This window comes from Actinomyces sp. 2119 (assembly GCF_003591215.1).
Classification (GTDB): Bacteria; Actinomycetota; Actinomycetes; order Actinomycetales; family Actinomycetaceae; genus Actinomyces; species Actinomyces lilanjuaniae.
Map to the genome: position 1 here is coordinate 142,935 of NZ_QYRR01000005.1, position 18,939 is coordinate 161,873.

Annotated in this window: 12 protein-coding genes and 1 pseudogene; 10 read left to right on the top strand and 3 right to left on the bottom strand. The window is 70.2% G+C overall.

Going from position 1 to position 18,939, the window contains the following annotated elements:
• Positions 1–731 precede the first annotated feature (731 nt).
• Together D4740_RS07435 and D4740_RS07440 are read left to right on the top strand one after the other, a co-directional pair.
• Positions 732–2,687: a ribonucleoside triphosphate reductase gene (locus D4740_RS07435; RefSeq protein ID WP_396027236.1), complete on the top strand. Its 1,956-nt coding sequence runs from the start codon at positions 732–734 to the stop codon at positions 2,685–2,687.
• 111 nt (positions 2,688–2,798) lie between these two features.
• Positions 2,799–3,569 carry an anaerobic ribonucleoside-triphosphate reductase activating protein gene (locus D4740_RS07440; RefSeq protein ID WP_119836429.1) on the top strand — a complete coding sequence of 257 codons (771 nt, stop codon included), beginning with the start codon at positions 2,799–2,801 and terminating at the stop codon, positions 3,567–3,569.
• A gap of 147 nt (positions 3,570–3,716) precedes the next feature.
• Here the strand turns inward: D4740_RS07440 and D4740_RS07445 are convergent, their stop codons facing one another.
• Complete coding sequence (locus D4740_RS07445; RefSeq protein WP_119836309.1) at positions 3,717–4,571, bottom strand: LppM family (lipo)protein; 855 nt, start codon at positions 4,569–4,571, stop codon at positions 3,717–3,719.
• Positions 4,572–4,856: 285 nt separating this feature from the next.
• Here D4740_RS07445 and D4740_RS07450 point away from each other — a divergent pair, with 285 nt between their 5' ends.
• Positions 4,857–6,704, top strand: coding sequence for a phosphoenolpyruvate carboxykinase (GTP) (locus tag D4740_RS07450; protein ID WP_119836310.1), 1,848 nt, complete (start codon positions 4,857–4,859; stop codon positions 6,702–6,704).
• 202 nt (positions 6,705–6,906) lie between these two features.
• Here D4740_RS07450 and D4740_RS07455 read toward each other — a convergent pair whose 3' ends face one another.
• Positions 6,907–7,842 carry a hypothetical protein gene (locus D4740_RS07455; protein ID WP_259390727.1) on the bottom strand — a complete coding sequence of 312 codons (936 nt, stop codon included), beginning with the start codon at positions 7,840–7,842 and terminating at the stop codon, positions 6,907–6,909.
• A 191-nt stretch (positions 7,843–8,033) separates the two neighbouring features.
• On the opposite strand from D4740_RS07455, the gene purD reads away from it, so the two are divergent.
• The 6 genes and pseudogenes from purD to purQ all read left to right on the top strand — a co-directional run bounded on the left by purD (position 8,034) and on the right by purQ (position 13,487).
• A complete protein-coding gene (gene purD / locus D4740_RS07460) occupies positions 8,034–9,287 on the top strand; it encodes a phosphoribosylamine--glycine ligase (protein ID WP_119836311.1) in 1,254 nt (417 codons plus the stop codon).
• A 123-nt stretch (positions 9,288–9,410) separates the two neighbouring features.
• Positions 9,411–10,445: a phosphoribosylaminoimidazolesuccinocarboxamide synthase gene (locus D4740_RS07465; RefSeq protein WP_119836312.1), complete on the top strand. Its 1,035-nt coding sequence runs from the start codon at positions 9,411–9,413 to the stop codon at positions 10,443–10,445.
• A 168-nt stretch (positions 10,446–10,613) separates the two neighbouring features.
• Positions 10,614–11,231: a hypothetical protein gene (locus D4740_RS07470; RefSeq protein WP_119836313.1), complete on the top strand. Its 618-nt coding sequence runs from the start codon at positions 10,614–10,616 to the stop codon at positions 11,229–11,231.
• Positions 11,228–12,256: a PsbA protein gene (locus D4740_RS07475; protein WP_259390728.1), complete on the top strand. Its 1,029-nt coding sequence runs from the start codon at positions 11,228–11,230 to the stop codon at positions 12,254–12,256. Before D4740_RS07470 ends, D4740_RS07475 begins: the two co-directional genes overlap by 4 nt.
• Positions 12,257–12,423: 167 nt before the next feature.
• Positions 12,424–12,660 (top strand): annotated as a pseudogene (gene purS, locus D4740_RS07480) (phosphoribosylformylglycinamidine synthase subunit PurS); the annotation flags it as partial.
• Positions 12,661–12,779: 119 nt separating this feature from the next.
• Positions 12,780–13,487 carry a phosphoribosylformylglycinamidine synthase subunit PurQ gene (purQ, locus tag D4740_RS07485; RefSeq protein ID WP_119836314.1) on the top strand — a complete coding sequence of 236 codons (708 nt, stop codon included), beginning with the start codon at positions 12,780–12,782 and terminating at the stop codon, positions 13,485–13,487.
• A gap of 1,316 nt (positions 13,488–14,803) precedes the next feature.
• Here purQ and D4740_RS07490 read toward each other — a convergent pair.
• A complete protein-coding gene (locus tag D4740_RS07490; RefSeq protein WP_119836315.1) occupies positions 14,804–16,222 on the bottom strand; it encodes a glycosyltransferase in 1,419 nt (472 codons plus the stop codon).
• Positions 16,223–16,484: 262 nt separating this feature from the next.
• On the opposite strand from D4740_RS07490, the gene purL reads away from it, so the two are divergent.
• Positions 16,485–18,872 carry a phosphoribosylformylglycinamidine synthase subunit PurL gene (purL, locus tag D4740_RS07495; protein WP_119836316.1) on the top strand — a complete coding sequence of 796 codons (2,388 nt, stop codon included), beginning with the start codon at positions 16,485–16,487 and terminating at the stop codon, positions 18,870–18,872.
• Positions 18,873–18,939: the final 67 nt, after the last annotated feature.

Consider the following 18,939-nt stretch of genomic DNA (forward strand, 5'->3'; position numbering starts at 1 on the left):
ACCCTGCGAGCCCGTGTGGTGAAACGGCGTGATTCCGCGGATTCGTATAGATACGGAGGAGGGTGGGCGTGTCGCCAGCTCCAGCGTCATGGGCGTCGGCTCGGGCTGGTGACCGGCTGCGGGCAGCCGGTCTGTGCCAGGTCTCCTCGGGCGGAGGTGCTCTCCGCCCTGCGCTCCGGCCCGGAGCGTCTGTGCCAGGTCTTCTCTGGCGGTAGGGCTGGCTGAGTGGGCTGTCGGGACGGGCACAGCAGGTAGAGGGCTGCTTGTGAGCCGCCTTCCGACTGCTGGTGCGCCAGGGGGCCTACGATGGGCGGCCACGCGGAAGCTAGGCCTATCGGGGCAAAAGTCCTTACCGATACCACAATATATTGTGTCTGTGAGGGAATCGCGATACCAGATGATGTGTTGTGGTGGTTGGAGGTGGCTCCCTTAAGGAGTAGGCTCAAGGCTGTCGCCGCCGTCCGGGAGGTCTGCGAGGGTGGCGACGGCGCCCGCCGGAGCTGGTCGTGTCAGTGCCAGCGGGCACCATGGCGCCCAGGGTCTGCAGGCCCTGGGCCGTACAAGAACAGCCTCCACCGACACCGAACCTGACCACGCCATCGGAGAGACCCGTGCTTGACCACACCAACGACCTCACTGGCGACACCGACCACGACACTGACGTCATCAGCAGTGTGGGTGGCGGCGAGGGTGCCGCTGCCCTGGCCCCTGCTGCCCTGGCCCCTGCTGCCCTGGGCTCCGCTGCCTCGGACACCGATGTCCCGGCTCCCGCTGTCTCGGACACCGCCGCCCCGGGCTCTGCGGACTCCGCCGTCGTGCAGGGGGACCGCCCCCAGGTGGACGCGGTGTCCACCATCACCGAGTACCTGGACCGCTCTGACTGGCGCGTCAACGCCAACGCCAACCAGGGCTACTCCCTGGGCGGCATGATGCTCAACACCTCCGGCAAGGTGGTGGCCAACTACTGGCTGTCCCACGTCTACCCCGCCGTGGCCGGGCAGGCCCACCGCGACGCCGACCTGCACATCCACGACCTGGACATGTTTGCCGGGTACTGCGCGGGCTGGTCGCTCAAGGACCTCCTTCAGCAGGGTCTCAACGGCGTCCCCGGCGCCATTGCCGCCGGCCCGGCCCGGCACTTCTCCTCCGCCGTGGGCCAGATCGTCAACTTCCTGGGAACGCTGCAAAACGAGTGGGCCGGGGCGCAGGCCTTCTCCTCCTTCGACACCTACATGGCGCCCTTCGTCCGCCTGGACTCCATGACCTACAAGCAGGTCAGGCAGTGCATGCAGGAGCTCATCTTCAACCTCAACGTTCCCTCCCGGTGGGGCACCCAGACCCCCTTTACCAACCTCACCTTCGACTGGACCTGCCCCGCCGACCTGCGCGACCAGCACCCGCTCATCGGTGATGAGGTGTGCGACTTCGCCTACGGCGACCTCCAGGCGGAGATGGACCTCATCAACCGTGCCTTCATGGAGGTCATGACCGAGGGCGACGCCGAGGGCCGGGTGTTCACCTTCCCCATCCCCACCTACAACATCACCCGGGACTTCGACTGGGACGCCCCCAACGCCGACCTCCTGTTCGCCATGACCGCGAAGTACGGCCTGCCCTACTTCCAGAACTTCATCAACTCCGAGCTTGACCCCGGCATGATCCGCTCCATGTGCTGCCGCCTCCAGCTGGACCTGCGCGAGCTGCTCAAGCGCGGCAACGGTCTGTTCGGCTCCGCCGAGCAGACTGGCTCCGTCGGCGTGGTCACCGTCAACATGGCCCGCCTGGGCTACCTGCACGCCGGGGACGAGTCCGCCCTGACCGCCCGCCTGGACGAGCTCCTGGAGGTCGGGCGCGACACCCTGGAGCTCAAGCGCGAGGTCATCCAGCACCACATCGACGCCGGGCTGTTTCCCTTCACCAAGCGGTACCTGGGCACCCTGGACAACCACTTCTCCACACTGGGCGTCAACGGCATGAACGAGATGGTCCGCAACTTCACCCGCCACGAGCCCGGTGGCGGCTACGACATCACCGACCCGCGCGGTCACGCCATGTGCGTGCGCATCCTCGACCACGTGCGCCAGCGCATGGTGGCCTTCCAGGAGGCCACCGGGCACCTCTACAACCTGGAGGCAACGCCCGCCGAGGGCACCACCTACCGGTTCGCCAAGGAGGACCGTAGGCGCTACCCCGACATCCTCCAGGCCGGCACCGACTCCAACCCGTACTACACCAACTCCTCCCAGCTGCCCGTGGGCTACACCGACGACCCCTTCACCGCCCAGGAGATGCAGGAGGAGCTCCAGACCAGGTACACCGGCGGCACCGTGCTCCACCTCTACATGAACGAGCGCATCTCCTCCGCGCAGGCCTGTAAGGAGCTGGTGCGCCGCAGCCTCACCGCCTTCCGCACCCCCTACATCACGATTACCCCCACCTTCTCCATCTGCCCCGTCCACGGCTACCTGGTCGGGGAGCACGCCACCTGCGGCAGGTGCGCCGCCGCGCATCCCGAGGCCGAGCCGGTGGAGTGCGAGGTGTGGACCCGGGTCATGGGCTACTTCCGCCCCGTGCGCTCCTTCAATATCGGCAAGAAGGGCGAGTACGCCGAGCGGCAGATGTTCACCGAGCAGGCGGCAGGTGACCACGGTGAGCCGGTCTCTCGCCTGGCGACGGTGGGCGCCTGACGGACGCGTCCTGCCTCGGCCGTGCCTGCGCACCTCCCACCGTCTCCCCCCGCTGCGTTACCTGGCAGCGGGGGGAAGGACCAAGCCCGTGCCTGTCGCCGTGCTGACGACCTGGTCATTGCCGGGCTGGTCCCCCTGAGCACCGTCGACTGGCCCGACCACCTGACCGCCACGGTCTTCACCCAGGGTTGCCCCTGGAGGTGCACCTACTGCCACAACCAGGCTCTCATCCCCACACAGGCGCCGGGCCTGGTGGCCTGGCGGGAGGTCCGCGACCTGCTGGCCAGGCGAGCGGGCCTGCTCGACGGCGTCGTCCTCACCGGGGGAGAGCCCCTGCGCCAGGCTGCTCTGGCCGACGCTGCCGCCGAGGTGCGCGAGGCAGGGTTCGCCGTCGGCCTGCACACGGCGGGTGCCTACCCCCGCAGGCTGCGCGACCTGGTGAGGCAGGGCCTGCTCGACTGGGTGGGCCTGGACGTCAAGGCCCTGCCCGAGCACTACCAGGAGGTGGTCGGCCGCCCGCACGCCGGGGCCAGGGCCTGGGAGAGCCTGCGGGTTCTCCTGGAGGCGGGCGCGGGCCGCGGGGGGTCGCACGGCGGAGGCCTGCGCGGCAGGAGCCCAGGCGGCAGCGCGCCGGGCAGGCTCCCCGACGTCGAGGTGCGCACCACCGTGGTGCCCGGGGATGTCACTGCTGACGACGTCTACGAGGTCGCCCGGCGCGTGCACGACATGGGTGCGCACACCTACGCTCTCCAGCAGGCCCGTAGCAAGGGGACACGGGAGGGGTTCGTCGCCACCGCCCCCGGGTGGGACGCCCAGTGCGAGGACCTGGCTGCCCGCATCGAGGCCCTGGGGTGGGAGAGGTTCACCTACCGGCCAGCCTGACCCGGGGCGTCCCGGCTGCTCGGAGCGCTGCGGTCGTGCGTGGGGGCTCCGGTAAGCACCTGGTCCAGGCGGGCTGTACGCGGCCCGCCCCCCGCCAGCGCGCAGCGTGCCTCCCTGAGGGCTACGGGACTCAGGGAGGCACGCTGCTCAGCGCCGCTTCCGGCGGGTCCGGGGGCGCTCGGCCTGCTGCCGCTTCTGCTTCTTTCCCACCCCCTTGTCCTTCCGGGTGATCTGTCGGCCCCTCCCGGCCTTCCGCTGTTTCTCCCGGGTGCGCCGGGGCCGTTGGGCTCCTCGCCTCCTGGCCGCGACCACCAGTCCCAGGGCGGCTCCCGTCATCACCAGGGCGGCGGTGACCCAGGTGGCAGGGTTGGTGGTCCAGGAGGTGTCCCGGGACTGTTCGGCATAGCCGGAGGCGGTGACCCCCTCGGTCAGGGCGTCCGCGTCCTCCCAGGTGACGGTCCTGCCGGATACTGAGCCGCCCTCGGCCTCGGTGACGCTCCCGGGGAAGGTCACCGAGACCCGGGTGTCCACCAGGGTGTTGAAGGAGGCGGCGGTGGAGCCCCCCGTGGTGTCCTGATCTCCCTGCGTGGGGTCCAGCGCCGCAGGGTCGCCCCCCAGGTCGGGGGCGGCAAGGTTGACGGTGTAGACGTCGCCGTCACGCACCACGATCGCACCCTCCCCGGCCTCGGAGGCCTCCGGGACCGCCACGCCGGTAATTGTCACCAGGCAGCCGACCTCGTCGTTGCCGCCGGAGAGGGGCTCGGCCTCGACCTGGGCGTCCTGGGAGACCTCAAGGACCTCGGGGTCCGCCATCGTGGCGCAGTCCCCCTCGCTGCCGATTACCTCCCCGGTAGTGTCTCGCATCTCCAGGGTGATGTCATAGGTGCCCGTCGGGGTGATCGTCATGTCCATCTCCAGGGTGCAGCCCGACAGGGCCAGGCAGGCCAGGGCGCAGGACACGGCGGGCCTTCCCAGGCGGTGCGGGCGGGAGTGCTGGGACATATGAGGCAGGCTACATGCGTCATGGCGCAGCTCGCCCGGGCACGCCCGGACCGCGTCGCCACCGCGTCGCCACCGCGTCGTTACCGTCTTCACTGAGGGCGGAACAGGGATGCCGTACTCCCGCCCAGAGGGCAAAAACCGCTTTATGTGGGCGAAAGCATCCCTGTCGCGGGTCTCTGCGGGGTACTGCTGGGACCTTCGGCGACGTGACCCCGCAGCTGCGGTGGGGAAGGATAGGTGCTGACTACCTCTGTCAGTAACTGACCCCCTTAGGAAGGGACTCGCATGACTGTGTCCGAGCAGGACGTCCGCTCCGCTGCTCCCGCCAACGCTCCCGAGGACGTGATCGAGTTCGTCACGCGCATCGCCGAGCTCGGTAAGCCCGAAAGCGTCTACTTCGCCGACGGCAGCGACGAGGAGTGGGACCGCCTCACCACGGAAATGGTGGAGTCCGGCACCTTCGTCCGCCTCAACCCCGACAAGCGTCCCAACTCCTTCCTGGCGCGCTCGCTGCCCAGCGACGTCGCTCGCGTGGAGTCCCGCACCTTCATCTGCTCCGAGAAGGAGGAGGACGCCGGGCCGACCAACAACTGGTACGACCCAGCGGAGATGAAGAAGATCCTCAACGAGAAGTTTGACGGCGCCATGCGCGGCCGCACCCTCTACGTGATCCCCTTCTCCATGGGTCCCCTGGGCGGCCCCATCTCCCAGCTGGGCATCGAGATCACCGACTCCCCCTACGTCGTGGTCAACATGCGCATCATGACCCGCATGGGTGCTGCCGCCATGGACCTCATCAACGAGGGCCGCACCTGGGTGCCCGCCGTCCACTCCGTGGGCGCCCCCCTGGCCCCGGGGGAGAAGGACACTGCGTGGCCCTGTAACGAGGAGAAGTACATCACCCACTTCCCCGAGACCAACGAGATCTGGTCCTACGGCTCGGGCTACGGCGGCAACGCGCTGCTGGGCAAGAAGTGCTACGCGCTGCGCATCGCCTCCACCATGGCCCGCCGCGACGGCTGGATGGCTGAGCACATGCTCATCCTGCGCCTCACTGAGGAGAAGTCCGGCAAGCAGTACCACGTGAGCGCCGCCTTCCCCAGCGCCTGCGGCAAGACCAACCTCGCCATGCTGCGTCCCACCATCCCCGGGTACAAGGTGGAGACCGTCGGCGACGACATCGCCTGGATGCGTCCCGGGCCGGACGGCACCCTGCGCGCCATCAACCCTGAGGCCGGCTTCTTTGGTGTGGCGCCGGGTACCTCCTACGACACCAACCCGATGGCCATGGACACGATGCGTGAGAACACCATCTTCACCAACGTGGCCCTGACCGACGACGGTGACGTGTGGTGGGAGGGCATCGACGCCCCGCTGCCCGACCACCTTATCGACTGGCAGGGCAACGACTACACCCCGGCCGACGCCGAGGCCGGCAAGAAGGCTGCCCACCCCAACTCCCGCTTCACTACCCCGGCCTCACAGTGCCCAATCATCTGCCCGGACTGGGAGGCCCCTGAGGGCGTGGCTATCGACGCCATCCTCTTCGGCGGGCGCCGTGCCTCCAACGTCCCTCTGGTGGCCGAGCAGTACGAGGCCGCCCACGGCGTGTTCATCGGCGCCTCCGTGGCCTCCGAGGTCACCGCCGCTGCCCTGGACGCCAAGGTTGGCTCGCTGCGACACGACCCCTTCGCCATGCTGCCCTTCTGCGGCTACCACATGGCCGACTACTGGTCCCACTGGCTGGAGATGCAGGAGAAGCTGGGGGACAAGTTCCCCAAGGTGTACCAGGTCAACTGGTTCCGCAAGGACGAGGACGGCAAGTTCATCTGGCCCGGCTTCGGTGACAACTCCCGCGTGCTGGATTGGATCGTGCGCCGGGCCGCTGGCGAGGTCGAGGCCGTTGACGGTGTGACGGGCCGCTACCCCAAGTTCGAGGACTTCAACCTGGAGGGGACTGACCTGGACGAGGCTGACTGGGCCAAGCTCTTCGAGATCAACCCCGACGCCTGGGCTGCGGAGATGGACGACACCGAGGAGTACTTCAAGCAGTTCGGTGACAAGCTCCCCGCTGCTATCACCGAGCAGCTCGCGAAGTTCCGCGAGCGCATTGAGGAGGCCCGCAAGGCCTGACGCCATCACGGTGGTGCGCTGCCGTTGACGAGGCTCCCGACCCTGAGGGTCGGGAGCCTCGTTACTGGCGTGTGGGCGCGATCTGTCTGCTGGCAGGGACGTGCCTTTGTGTGTGGTTAGGCGTGTCTGGCTGGTTGGTCGCGTCGCGCGGTGTTGGCGTGTCCACAGCGGACACAAACGCCTCGGCTGGTTACATGATCCTTTAAGAGAACCGCGTGATTGGGGCCTTCTGGTGTCCTGCCCGGGGTGCGGCTGACCCGTTTGTGGCCGCCTTGGACACCTCGGCCTGGTGACGCTGCCTGGAGAGCAGGAGCCCGGGCACCTCCTGGGCGACCTTCCCCTGGCGGACGTCCTTGCCCGTGAAGCGGGCGACACCGAACCCCCGGCGCACCAGCTCGCGGTCCCGGCGGCGGTCCAGACCGAACCGGTACTCGCTGGCGTGGTAGGCGTAGCCGTCCAGCTCCAGCACCAGCCAGCCCTCGACAACGATGTCCACCTCACCGACCCCAGGCACGACCACCCCGTCCTCGAACGCGACACCCACACGACACAGCTGCAGCCGCGCCAGCGTCTCCAACGGCGAGCGCGAACGAGGACTGGCTAGGCTCAGACGTTCCCTGGCTCGGGCTGAGCCAGGTCCGTGAAGCAGCGCCTTGATGGCAGAGGACGTGGTGTCCTCCTCGTGGAGGGCGGCGTCGCAGGCCATGAGCGGGGCCTCGGCACTGGGGTGGCAGCGCAGGAACCGAGCCAGCGCGAGGTCAACTGGCGCAACCGGAAAGCTTGTGGGGGACGGCGGAGTCAGTGCGCGCTCGACGTGGAGGACTTCCCGGCGCACCGGTGCGAACCTGCGCTTGTCCGGAACAGCGATGTGGATCGGTTGCTCGGGCCCGGTGGTCGGATACCCGTAGTAGCGGGCAGCAGTCCGGCAGGTCATGACCCCTCCGTGGATCCGGGCTAGGAGGATGGCGTTCTCCGTGCCGGGCACTGCGATGACCCCGTGGGGGTGAGAGAGGAGATCGTTGGCCTCAACGAGCCGGGCCACCTGCCTGCGCTCGGTGCGGTCGAGACGCAGGTCCCGCATCCGGACTGCTCCGTAGCAGCCGCGTACTCGCGCCAGGATGTCGTCTCTGCTGTCCATGGAGCCATCGTCGGAACGGGGCAGGCAGGAGGGCAAGGAGGTCGAATAGGCCCTGCGGACAGGGACGTTACGCAGGTCCCCTGTGGGGCCCTTGCTGGATGCTGGTCAGGGAAGCGGCTGACCGGCACACAGCCGAGTACGCCTGCCACACCTACTGTCGTCACCCAGGTCTGTCTCGCTAGGCTAGGGCCGTGAAGATCCTGTTGCTGGGGTCCGGCGCGCGCGAGCACGCCCTGGCCCGCGCCCTTGCTTCCGACCCTGCCACCACCGAGCTCGTTGTCGCTCCCGGCAACCCCGGCACCGCGAACGTGGGCACTAATCTCCACATCGACCCTAGTGCTCCGGATGAGGTCGTGGACCTAGCCAGCCAGATGGAGGCGGACCTGGTGGTTGTCGGCCCGGAGGCGCCCCTGGTGGCGGGTGTGGCCGACGCCGTGCGCGAGGCGGGCGTGCCCTGCTTCGGCCCTGGTGCGCAGGCGGCCCGTCTGGAGGGATCCAAGTCCTTCGCCAAGGAGGTCATGGCTGCAGCCGGGGTGCCCACGGCAGCCTCGGTCGCGTGCTCCACCCCGGAGGACCTGCGTGCAGCCCTGGACCGCTTTGGCGCCCCCTACGTGGTCAAGGAGGACGGCCTGGCCGCAGGCAAGGGTGTCGTGGTCACCCCCGACCGTGAGGCTGCCCTGGAGCACGGTCTGGCCTGCCTGGCCAGGGAGGGAGGGCGTGTTGTCGTCGAGGACTACCTGGACGGCCCGGAGGTCTCCGTCTTCTGCGTCAGCGACGGAGCCACCGTCCGCCCCCTGGCGCCCGCCCAGGACTTCAAGCGCCTGGGTGACGGCGACGAGGGCCCCAACACCGGTGGTATGGGTGCCTACACCCCCTTGGGCTGGGCGCCAGCCGACCTGGCAGAGCGCGTGGTGCGGGAGGTTGCCCAGCCGGTTGTTGACGAGATGGCCCGACGTGGTACCCGCTTTATCGGCCTGCTGTACTGCGGCCTGGCCCTGACCCGGGAGGGGCTGCGCGTGGTGGAGTTCAACGCGCGCTTCGGCGACCCGGAGACCCAGGCGGTCCTGGCTCGCCTGACCTCCTCCCTGCCTGAGCTGCTACACGCCGCCGCTACCGGTCACCTGGGCGAGGTGCCTGAGCCCACCTGGAGCGACCAGGCTGCGGTTGACGTCGTCCTGGCCGCTCCCGGATATCCCGGTACGGTGACTACCGGCGGGCACGTGACCGGGGTGGAGGCTGCAGAGGCGCTCGATGGGGTGCACGTGCTCCACGCCGGCACCTCCCGGGACGAGGAGGGGAGGCTGGTCGCCGCCGGGGGGCGGGTCCTGTCCGTGGTCGCTGTGGGGGCGGACGTGGCCGCTGCCCGGGCGCGTGCCTATGAGGCGGTGGCCAGGATCCACCTCGGCGGTGCCCACTACCGCCGGGACATTGCAGCGGGGCGGTGAGTCCGGCCCGCCCGGTTCGCGCGTGAGCCGCCCGGTTCGCGTATGAAGGGCTGGGCCGCTTGGGCTCTGCAGGCTCCCAGCAGCGTCCTCGCACCCTGGCCCGCGCAGTGGCAGGATGCGGTCATGACTTCTCCCGCCAACCCTGCTCCCTCGGCGGCCCCGCACGTTGTCCCCGGTGCCGTGGAGCCGGGACGTGGAGCCCGTGAGGGCACGGGCTCCACGCGTCCGGGTCACCGCGCTGGTCCGCACTCACCCGGGGAGGTTCCCGTCCCGCCCCGGCTGCCCGGGTGGGAGCACCACCTCAGCGGGAAGGTGCGTGACGTCTACGTGCCCGCTGCGCACGGCCCCTGGGCGGGGCGTGACGTCCTCCTCGTCGTCGCCTCGGACCGCATCAGCGCCTACGACCACGTCCTTCCCACCCCCGTCCCGGGCAAGGGCGCGGTACTGACCGCCCTGACCGCCTGGTGGCTCGACCAGCTGTCGGACATCGTCGCGGGCCACCTGCTCAGCCTGGACGTGCCCCAGGAGGTGGCCGGGCGGGCCATGGTCTGCCAGCGCCTGGACATGTACCCCGTGGAGTGCGTGGCCCGCGGCTACCTCACCGGCTCCGGCCTGGCCGAGTACCGCGCCCACGGAACCGTGTGCGGCATAGGCCTGCCCGGCGGCCTGGGGGAGGCCTCCCGCCTGCCCGAGCCGGTCTTCACCCCCGCTGCCAAGGCCGGTCTGGGCAGTCACGACGAGAACATCACCTTCGAGCAGGTTCAGGCCCTGGTTGGTTCCCAGGCGGCCTCGGACCTGCGTCGTACCACCCTGGAGGTCTACGCCCGAGCGGCAGACCTCGCCCACGAACGCGGCATCATCCTGGCTGACACCAAGCTCGAGCTCGGCACCGATGTCGGGGGGCGCCTGGTCCTGGCCGACGAGGTCCTCACCCCCGACTCCTCCCGGTTCTGGCCCGCCGACGCCTGGACGCCTGGGCAGCCCACCCCGTCCTTTGACAAGCAGTACGTGCGAGACTGGCTCACCTCACCCGCCTGTGGGTGGGACCCTGCTAGCGGCCAGGCGCCCCCGCCCCTGCCCGACGACGTCGTAGACCGCACCCGGCAGCGCTACCTGGAGGCCTACGAGCGGCTTACCGGTGGTCCTCTGGCAGCCTGAGGTGGTCGTGGCGCACCCGGGTGAGGACGGCGCGGGCCGCCGCGCCCGCAGGACCGTCCCAGCCTCCTGGTCGTCCGGGTCCGCGTCCTGGCCCGGACCGGGTCCTTTGCCTGGCCCATGCCCTAGCCTGGCCTCCCGTGGCCTCCGCATCGACAGGAAGCAGCCTGTATGACACCCTCACGATCTTTTCGCCCTGGCCTCGGCTTCGGCGTGGCCCTGGGGCTGGCCGTCCTTGTGGTCGTCCTGGCGCTGGCGGCGGCGGTCAGCGGCGCCCTGGGTGCGCGGGGAGCCTCGAGCATCCTGGGTGGAACCGCCCTTGTCCTGGTGGGGCTCGGGCTCCTGGCGGTACTGAGGGTCCCGGCCCGGTCCCTGGTGGTCAACGCCCCCCGCCTGCGCCTGGAGCGCAACCGGGCCAGGGCGGCGCGGGAGCGCAGCAGGCAGCGCGAGGCGGATGGCTTACACGGGAGCCGAGGCCGGGCCGACAGGCGCAGGGGGCTCCGAGACGACTCACCCGAGGGCGCGCTCGTGCCGATGGTGGTGCCGGGTACCGACGTGGTCATCCCTGAGTCTACGGGCAGGAGGGAGCTGACCACGCTGGACGTCGTCTCCGGGCCGGTGACGACGGCGCTGGCTGCGACCCGGGTCGGCCGTGCCGCCGACGAGCGCCTGGCCGGGACGACGACGGGGGAGACCCTGGTGCGGGTCGGCCAGCTGCTTGCCGGTGCCCTCGGCTTCATCCTTCTCGCACTGGGCCTGGCCTCGATTCTGGGGCAGGTGCTGTCGTGACACCGCGTGATCGTCGTCCCGAGGAGGAGCAGGGACCGGTGGACTGGGGGACCGGCAGGTCCGCAGGCCAGGCCCGTCCGGGCCGCTCCCGCGTCGACGTCGGGACCGGAGGAGCCTGGCGGGGCGGCGGGAGCCAGGCTGGAAGGGCCGGAAACGCTGAGAGTGCCGGTGCGGCTGGTAGTGCCCGTACGGCTAGCGGCCCCACCGTTGGCGACACTGACGACCCAGGTAGGTCAGACAAGCCTGGCGGTCCCGACTGGGGCGTGGGCCGCGGACCAGCACCTCACGAGCCTACGCCGGGGCAGCGGGCACGAACCCCCTGGCCTGCTTCCGTGCGCAGGCAGCGCCTGGCGGGGGTGGTCTTCGCCCTGGTCGGCCTGGTCACGGCCACCTTCTCCGCCATGAACCTGGCCGAGAACGCCGAGGCCGGACGCCTGTGGGTCCCGCCGTGGCTAGTGGCTGTCCTGGGTGGGGCGGGGCTGGTTGCTGCGGCCGGCTACCTGGCCTGGGCCGGAGGCGCCCCGGTGCGCCACGAGGAGCAGCGCTGGCAGCCCCGGCTCCTGGACGCTGCGGCTGGTCTGACAGCCGGGAGGGTGCAGGTTGCTGACCCGGCCCGGCTCCTCGCAGGCTCCGGGAGCGGGCAGGGCGACTCCGGGGACGCGTACCTCGACGGGGTCGACGGACGGCCTGACGGGCGGGCCGGGACCGGCCGGGGCGCCGAGCCTGGCGGGACCGCCGGGGGTGTCCCTGGCCAGCCGGACAGGGCCGCGGAAGGCTCCCCGCCCCTGCGGGTGAGCGTGAACTCGGCACCCCGGCCGATCATGGGGGCCTCGACCGTGGAGCAGTCCGTGCACGCGCCTGCGGGGGTAGCCGGGGCGGTAGGCGGCTTCATGATGGCGGCGGCGGTGGTCTGCGCGGTTCTTGCCCTGGTGCTGGGGCCGTCCTGGCTCATCGCAACCGCTGCCCTGTCCCTGGGCGGGCTGGTGTCCGTCAGGTTGGCAGGTGACTGGCTGGGAGTCGTCTGAGCGGCACATTTTTGGTGTCAGCTCCTGCGGCGGTGCACTGAGCCACTGCCGACTCTGCGGTTCCTCCTCTGCGCACCGGTAGACAAGGAGTCCAGGATGTGCAGGGTGGGAGAGGGAGCCGGGTAGGCTGGGGTCAGCATCCATCCCCACCGTTCTCAGGAGCACCGATGGGACGCATCGTCGTCGAGGTTATGCCTAAGCCCGAGATCCTGGACCCTCAGGGTAAGGCTGTCGTGGCCAGTCTGCCTCGCCTCGGGTTCGAGCAGTTCACTGCGGTACGCCAGGGCCGACGCTTCGAGCTGACCGTGGAGGGGCCGGTCACCCAGGCCCACCTTGACGCGGCTCGTCAGGCGGCCGACACGCTCCTGTCCAACCCGATCATCGAGGACGTCGTCTCTGTTGCCGAGCTTCCCGGCGACTCCTTCGGTGACGCCGCCGCGCAGGTGGCTGGGTTGACTGGTGCGGTTGAGGCTGGTGCTCCTGCGGCAGGCAGCGGGCGCTACGACGCCGAGGAGGCCCAGGCGTGAGCACGCTCGTCCGCATCGGTGTCATCACCTTTCCCGGGACCCTGGACGACATCGACGCCGCCCGGGCCGTGCGCCTGGCCGGGGCGGAGCCGGTGCGCCTGTGGCACAAAGACGCGGACCTGCACGGCGTGGACGCCGTCGTGATCCCCGGAGGCTTCTCCTACGGCGACTACCTGCGCTGCGGTGCGATCGCCCGCTTCGCCCCGGTCATGGGGGAGGTTCTCGCCGCTGCCGGGCGGGGCATGCCGGTACTGGGTATCTGCAACGGCTTCCAGGTGCTTGCCGAGGCTCACCTGCTGCCCGGTGCCCTCATCCGTAACGACCACCAGCGCTTTGTCTGCACCGAGCAGCGTCTGAGGGTGGAGTCCTGTGACACAGCCTGGACCAGCCACTACGACGACGGCCAGGAGATTGTCGTCCCCATGAAGAACGGGGAGGGGAACTTCATCGCTTCCTCGGACGAGCTCGATCGGCTGGAGGGGGAGGGGCTGGTGGTCTTCCGCTACCTAGGGGGCAACCCCAACGGGTCGGCGCGTGACATCGCCGGGGTGCGTAACGAGCGCGGCAACGTGGTGGGGCTCATGCCTCACCCTGAGCACGCCGTGGAGCCAGGCTTCGGCCCGGCCTCGCCAGCCGGGCCGCGCACGGGTACTGATGGACTGGGGGTCTTCTGCTCTGCCGTCCGGTCCCTTGTGACGGCCTGACATCCTGTCTGAGGCGCGCGCCTGAGATGCTGTCTGGGCTGACCTGTGGCTGCCTGGTGCCCGACGCTTGTCCGTCGCCCTGTCCCCTGCTGCGCCGGTAGAGGCGGGCTCTGAGAGAGGCCTGGCTAGAGCAGGAGGCCTGGGGCGGTCAGTCCCAGGAGCGGACGCGAGCGTCTCTGCGAGAGACCGGGCGACAGCGGGAGCTCCGTAGGCAAGCGGGTCCCAGATCAGGTATGGACACTGCTAAGGCTGCTCTGCGGGGCGCTCCGTAGGCAGGCGGGTCCCAGTGTGGTCGAGGGTGCCGGGTAGGGACCGAGTGCTCCTTGCGACACGCCCTCCGGAGGCGCCTGGTGCTGTAGTTGTTCCGGCTCCTCGTCCGAGCGGGCACGCAGCCGGGAGACGAGGGCCGCGACCGTGTGGGGTGGGGTGCCCCGGCCCCTACCAGATTCGGAGCCAGGTGTCTTTGTGGTTGTCCACAGAACCTCGTCAGCCTTGTGGGTTACGTGCCTCAGAGGAGCGGGGTCATGGGGATCGATCGGCGTGACCACCCGTGTCCGGCGGGTGTGAGATGTAACCGTCCTTGTGCTGCTACCTGTTCGTCTTGAGAGCTGGACCGCGTGGGACGAGGACCGTGGCAGGTGGGCCGCTGACCGTCGGCTCGCCACGCGGCCCCCGGCTCGATGTGTGCCACCGCAGGGGCGTACTGATTCCATGACGCATTGTTTTCCTTGGTCTCACAGTGTTTTGCGCTGTTGCGGATGGCGGTACGGCGAGCGTGCGGGCGGCGGGAAGTGCTCTGCGGGATACCGGAGAGACCGGGTGACCCACCCCGCCGTTACCGTCCGGTCCGGTGACCCGCCCTCCTCCAGGGCGCGGAGGCCTGTGCTCCAGGTTGCGGTGAGACGTCTGTCGTCTCTCTGCCGAAGGGACGGTACCGGTGCTCTGCGATTCCCCACCGGGGGACAGCCGCCTGTGGATAGTGCCTGTGGAGAAGAGTACCGGTGACCCGGGACGGGCTATGCCGACCCGCACTACCTGCCGCCTCGGTCGGTGGTGCTGTAGCGCGTGCCTGGGACAGGAGGAGACGATGTCGGCCCCTGTCCCACAACCGGAAGTGCCGATTTATATCCGGTTGTGTCCAGGTGTACCTGGCTTCCCGAGGCCGGGCTCTGGCGGTGTCGGGTACCTGCCGGGCTCGGGGGAAGGAACCCAGACCAGTGGTGCAGCGAACCAGGATGCACCGTACCTGCCGGGCTCGGGGAAGGAACCGTGCGTGGCGGTTTCAGGATCTTGTGGGCGCTACGGGGCCTGTGCCGTCACGGGACGACGCGGGTGAGGATCTCCAGCATGTCCTGCAGGTGGCGGTTGGGCAGGAACTCCCGGCGCACGGACTCGTGCGCGGCCGCGCCCATCTCTGCCGCACGCTCCGGGAACAGCAGCAGGTCCGCCACGGCACTGGCCCAGGCGGCGCCATCGGCCGGGTCCACCAGGACCCCGTCCACCCCGTCCTCGATCTGGTCGCGGATACCGCCGACGGCTGAGGCCACGACAGGGACCTTCTTCCACATGGCCTCGGCGACAGTCAGCCCGAAGGCCTCTACCAGGGAGCGCTGGGTGACCACCGAGCTGACCCGCTGTACCGCGTTGACCACCGTGGCGTTGACCTCGCGGTCCTCCATGCTTGCTGCGGCCACGTGGATGCGGGAGGCCACCGACTCCGGCAGCACTGAGCACCGTTCCACCACGGCTGCCAGGACCGCGGCCGCCTCCGGGTCGTGACCGGGATCCGGTGCAGGGCCCAGGAGCAGCAGGTGGCAGTCCTGCGGCAGCAGGCTGAGGTGTCGGGTAAAGGCCTCCACCAGCTCCAGCCCGCCCTTGAGGCGGTCCCAGCGGCTGACCTGGGTGACGACCCGGCAGCCCAGCGGAACCGGCCCGCCCGCCAGGACGGGGTCCTCCGCCAGTCCCCGGAAGGCGTCTGCACGCCCGTCGTGGCGGACGAAGGGGACCGCCTGGAAGGGCGCCTCCCCGGCGAAGATACCCGACAGCCGAGCCACCGACCAGGACTCGTCCAGGTCCAGGACCCGGTTCTTGGGCGAGTCGGCGTCGATGGAGGGCGCCAGGACGGCGCAGCGCTCCTCCTCGATGTAGGGCGGCCGGTACTCGGGCCGGGACACCACCACCAGGTCCACGTCCTCCAGGTACCTGTCCAGGAAGGCCCAGGCGTAGTCCGCGGCGTCCCCGGTCGCGGCCGCCCCGGCGTGGCAGCGCCACACCACGGAGGCCCCTGTGGCCCGCACGGCCTTGGCCAGGCCCGCGGTGGGCGGGTCGTGCAGGATCACGACGTCGCCCTCGCGCAGCTCCTCGACGACGTTGTCCGCGTTGGAGGCCAGGACGTGCTCATAGACGTCGCGCTGTCTGTCCCCGAGCCTGCCGCCGTCTCCCTGGTCGCCGTGGACGCCCGCGTACAGGCGGGCGGCGATCTGCTGGAACTGCGCGGGGGCGTCCAGCGTCAGCCACCGGGCGTCCAGGCCTGCCCCACGGGCATAGCCCACCAGCGGCCCCGTGATCTCGGCAGGACCGGCCCCGGCGGCCGAGGGCGTCACCGTCCATACGGTGCGGCCTTCCAGCAGGGCGTGGGCTGCGGTCACGGTGTCGCGCAGACGACGGACAGCGACCTCGTCAAGGTGGCTCTCAAGGTGCGACAGCGGCAGCGGGGCGACGTCGATGGCTCTCATGGTCCGATCTTCCCCCGAAATCGTGTGAGGGGCAGCACTTTGATCTCCTGAGTGTCGTGCGGCTCAGGGTGAGGGGGAGCGACGACGGTGACACCGGGCGGGTAGGGGACGGGCTGTCGGCACTCTTGCGAGGGAGTTCGGGTACAGGTGACACCGGGCGGGTAGGGGAGGGCAGGTATTCTCGCCTGCGGACCCGTGCGCCTCCTCGGCCACCGTTCTCGGCCCACCATCGACTACCAGGACTCGACCACCAGGAGCACCCATGGCCCCCGACCGCGACGCCCGCGCCCCGCACGTCCCCGCTCCTGCGGAGCACCCCGACACGGTGGCTGACGCCCGGACCACTCCTGACCGGGAGATGCCCTGGGCCGAGCTTGGCCTCAAGGCGGAGGAGTACGACTCCATCCGCTCCCTGCTGGGCAGGCGGCCCACGGCCGCCGAGCTGGCCATGTACTCGGTCATGTGGTCCGAGCACTGCTCCTACAAGTCGTCCAAGGTCCACCTGCGCCGCTTCGGCGAGACCACCACGCCCCGGATGCGCGAGCACCTCCTGGTGGGCATGGGGGAGAACGCCGGCGTGGTCGACATCGGGGACGGCTGGGCCGTGACCTACAAGGTGGAGTCCCACAACCACCCCAGCTTCGTGGAGCCCTACCAGGGGGCGGCCACCGGAGTGGGCGGGATCGTGCGCGACATCATCTCCATGGGGGCGCGCCCTGTGGCGGTCATGGACCAGCTGCGCTTCGGTGCGGTGGACCACCCCGACACCGCCCGCGTGGTCCACGGGGTCGTGGCCGGCGTGGGCACCTACGGCAACAGCCTGGGCCTGCCCAACATCGGCGGCGAGACCGAGTTCGACCCCTCCTACCAGGACAACCCCCTGGTCAACGCCCTGTGCGTGGGGGTGCTGCGTCACGAGGACATCCACCGGGCCTCTGCGTCCGGGGCGGGCAACAAGGTGGTGCTCTTCGGGGCGCGCACCGGTGGCGACGGCATCGGTGGCGCCTCCATCCTGGCCAGTGAGTCCTTCGAGGACGGCGTGCCTGCCAAGCGCCCCAGCGTGCAGGTGGGGGACCCCTTCATGGAGAAGGTGCTCATCGAGTGCTGCCTGGAGCTGTTCGGCGCGGGCCTGGTGCTGGGCATCCAGGACCTGGGCGCGGCGGGCATCTCCTGCGCCACCTCCGAGCTGGCCTCCAACGGGGACGGGGGCATGCACGTGGACCTGGAGAAGGTCCTCCTGCGCGACCCCACCCTCACCGCCGGGGAGATCCTCATGAGCGAGTCCCAGGAGCGGATGATGGCTGTCGTCGCCCCGGACAGGCTTGACGCCTTCATGGCGGTCATGGACACCTGGGACGTCGAGGCCAGCGTCATCGGGGAGGTCAACGGCTCGGGACGCCTGACCATTGACCACTTCGGGGAGCGCATCGTCGACGTCGACCCGCGCACCGTGGCGCACGAGGGTCCTGCCTACAACCGGCCCTACGCCCGCCCCGCCTGGCAGGACGCACTGAACGCCGACACCACCGACCGCCTGGAGCGTCCGGGCACCGCCGCCGGGCTGAGCGCCCAGGTGCGCGAGGTCCTTACCAGCCCCAACCAGGCGTCACCTGCCTGGGTCACCGACCAGTACGACCGCTTCGTGCGCGGCGCCACCGCCCTGTCCCAGCCCGACGACGCTGGCGTCATCCGTGTGGACGAGGCCACTGGTCGCGGTGTCGCCATCGCCACCGACGCCAACGGGCGCTTCACCAAGCTCGACCCGGCCACCGGGGCCGCCCAGGCCCTGGCCGAGTCCTACCGCAACGTGTGCACTGTGGGCGCGCGGCCCCTGGCCGTTACCGACTGTCTCAACTTCGGCTCCCCGGAGGACCCCGACGCCATGTGGCAGCTGGTGGAGGCTGTCAACGGCCTGGCCCAGGCCTGCGCCGTCCTGGAGGTGCCGGTCACCGGGGGCAACGTCTCCCTGTACAACTCGCACGGGCCGGACAAGGGACGGATCGACTCCTCCATCAACCCCACCCCCGTCGTGGGTGTCCTGGGGGTCATGGACGACGTGAGCCGGGTGGTCCCCTCAGGGTGGCACGAGGAGGGCCTGGCGCTCATGTCTTTGGGGCGTACCCGTGCCGAGCTGGACGGCTCAGCCTGGGCGCGCGTGGTCCACGACCACCTGGGAGGCCTGCCGCCGCAGGTGGACCTGGAGGCGGAGGCCGCCCTGGGCCGCGTGCTCCTGGCCCTCCACGAGGCGGACGGTCCCCGCGGCGAGCGCCTGGTGCGGGCCGCCCACGACTGCTCCGCCGGCGGCCTGGTCCAGACCCTGGCGGACTCCTGCCTGCGCTGTGGCGTGGGGGCCAGCGTGGACCTGGCGGCCGTGCAGGGGGAGGAGGGTGTTGACGACCTCACCGCCCTGTTCTCCGAGTCCGGTGCCCGGGCCGTAGTGGCAGTGCCCGAGTGGGCGGTCCCGGCCGTGCTGGCTGCCGCCGAGGCTGAGGGCGTGGCAGCCGCCCGCCTGGGAACTACGGGCGGGGACATGCTCGTGGTCACCGGCTCTGACCTGCTGGCAGACGGCGGGGGTGGGCAGCCCCTTGTCCTGGACCTGGAGGAGCTGGGGGCACAGGTGGGGTCCACCCTGCCGACGCTGTTCGGCTGAGGCGGGGCAGGTAACTGACGGGGGGCGGGCACGTGGCTGGAACGGGGCGAGGACGCTCATCTGGTCG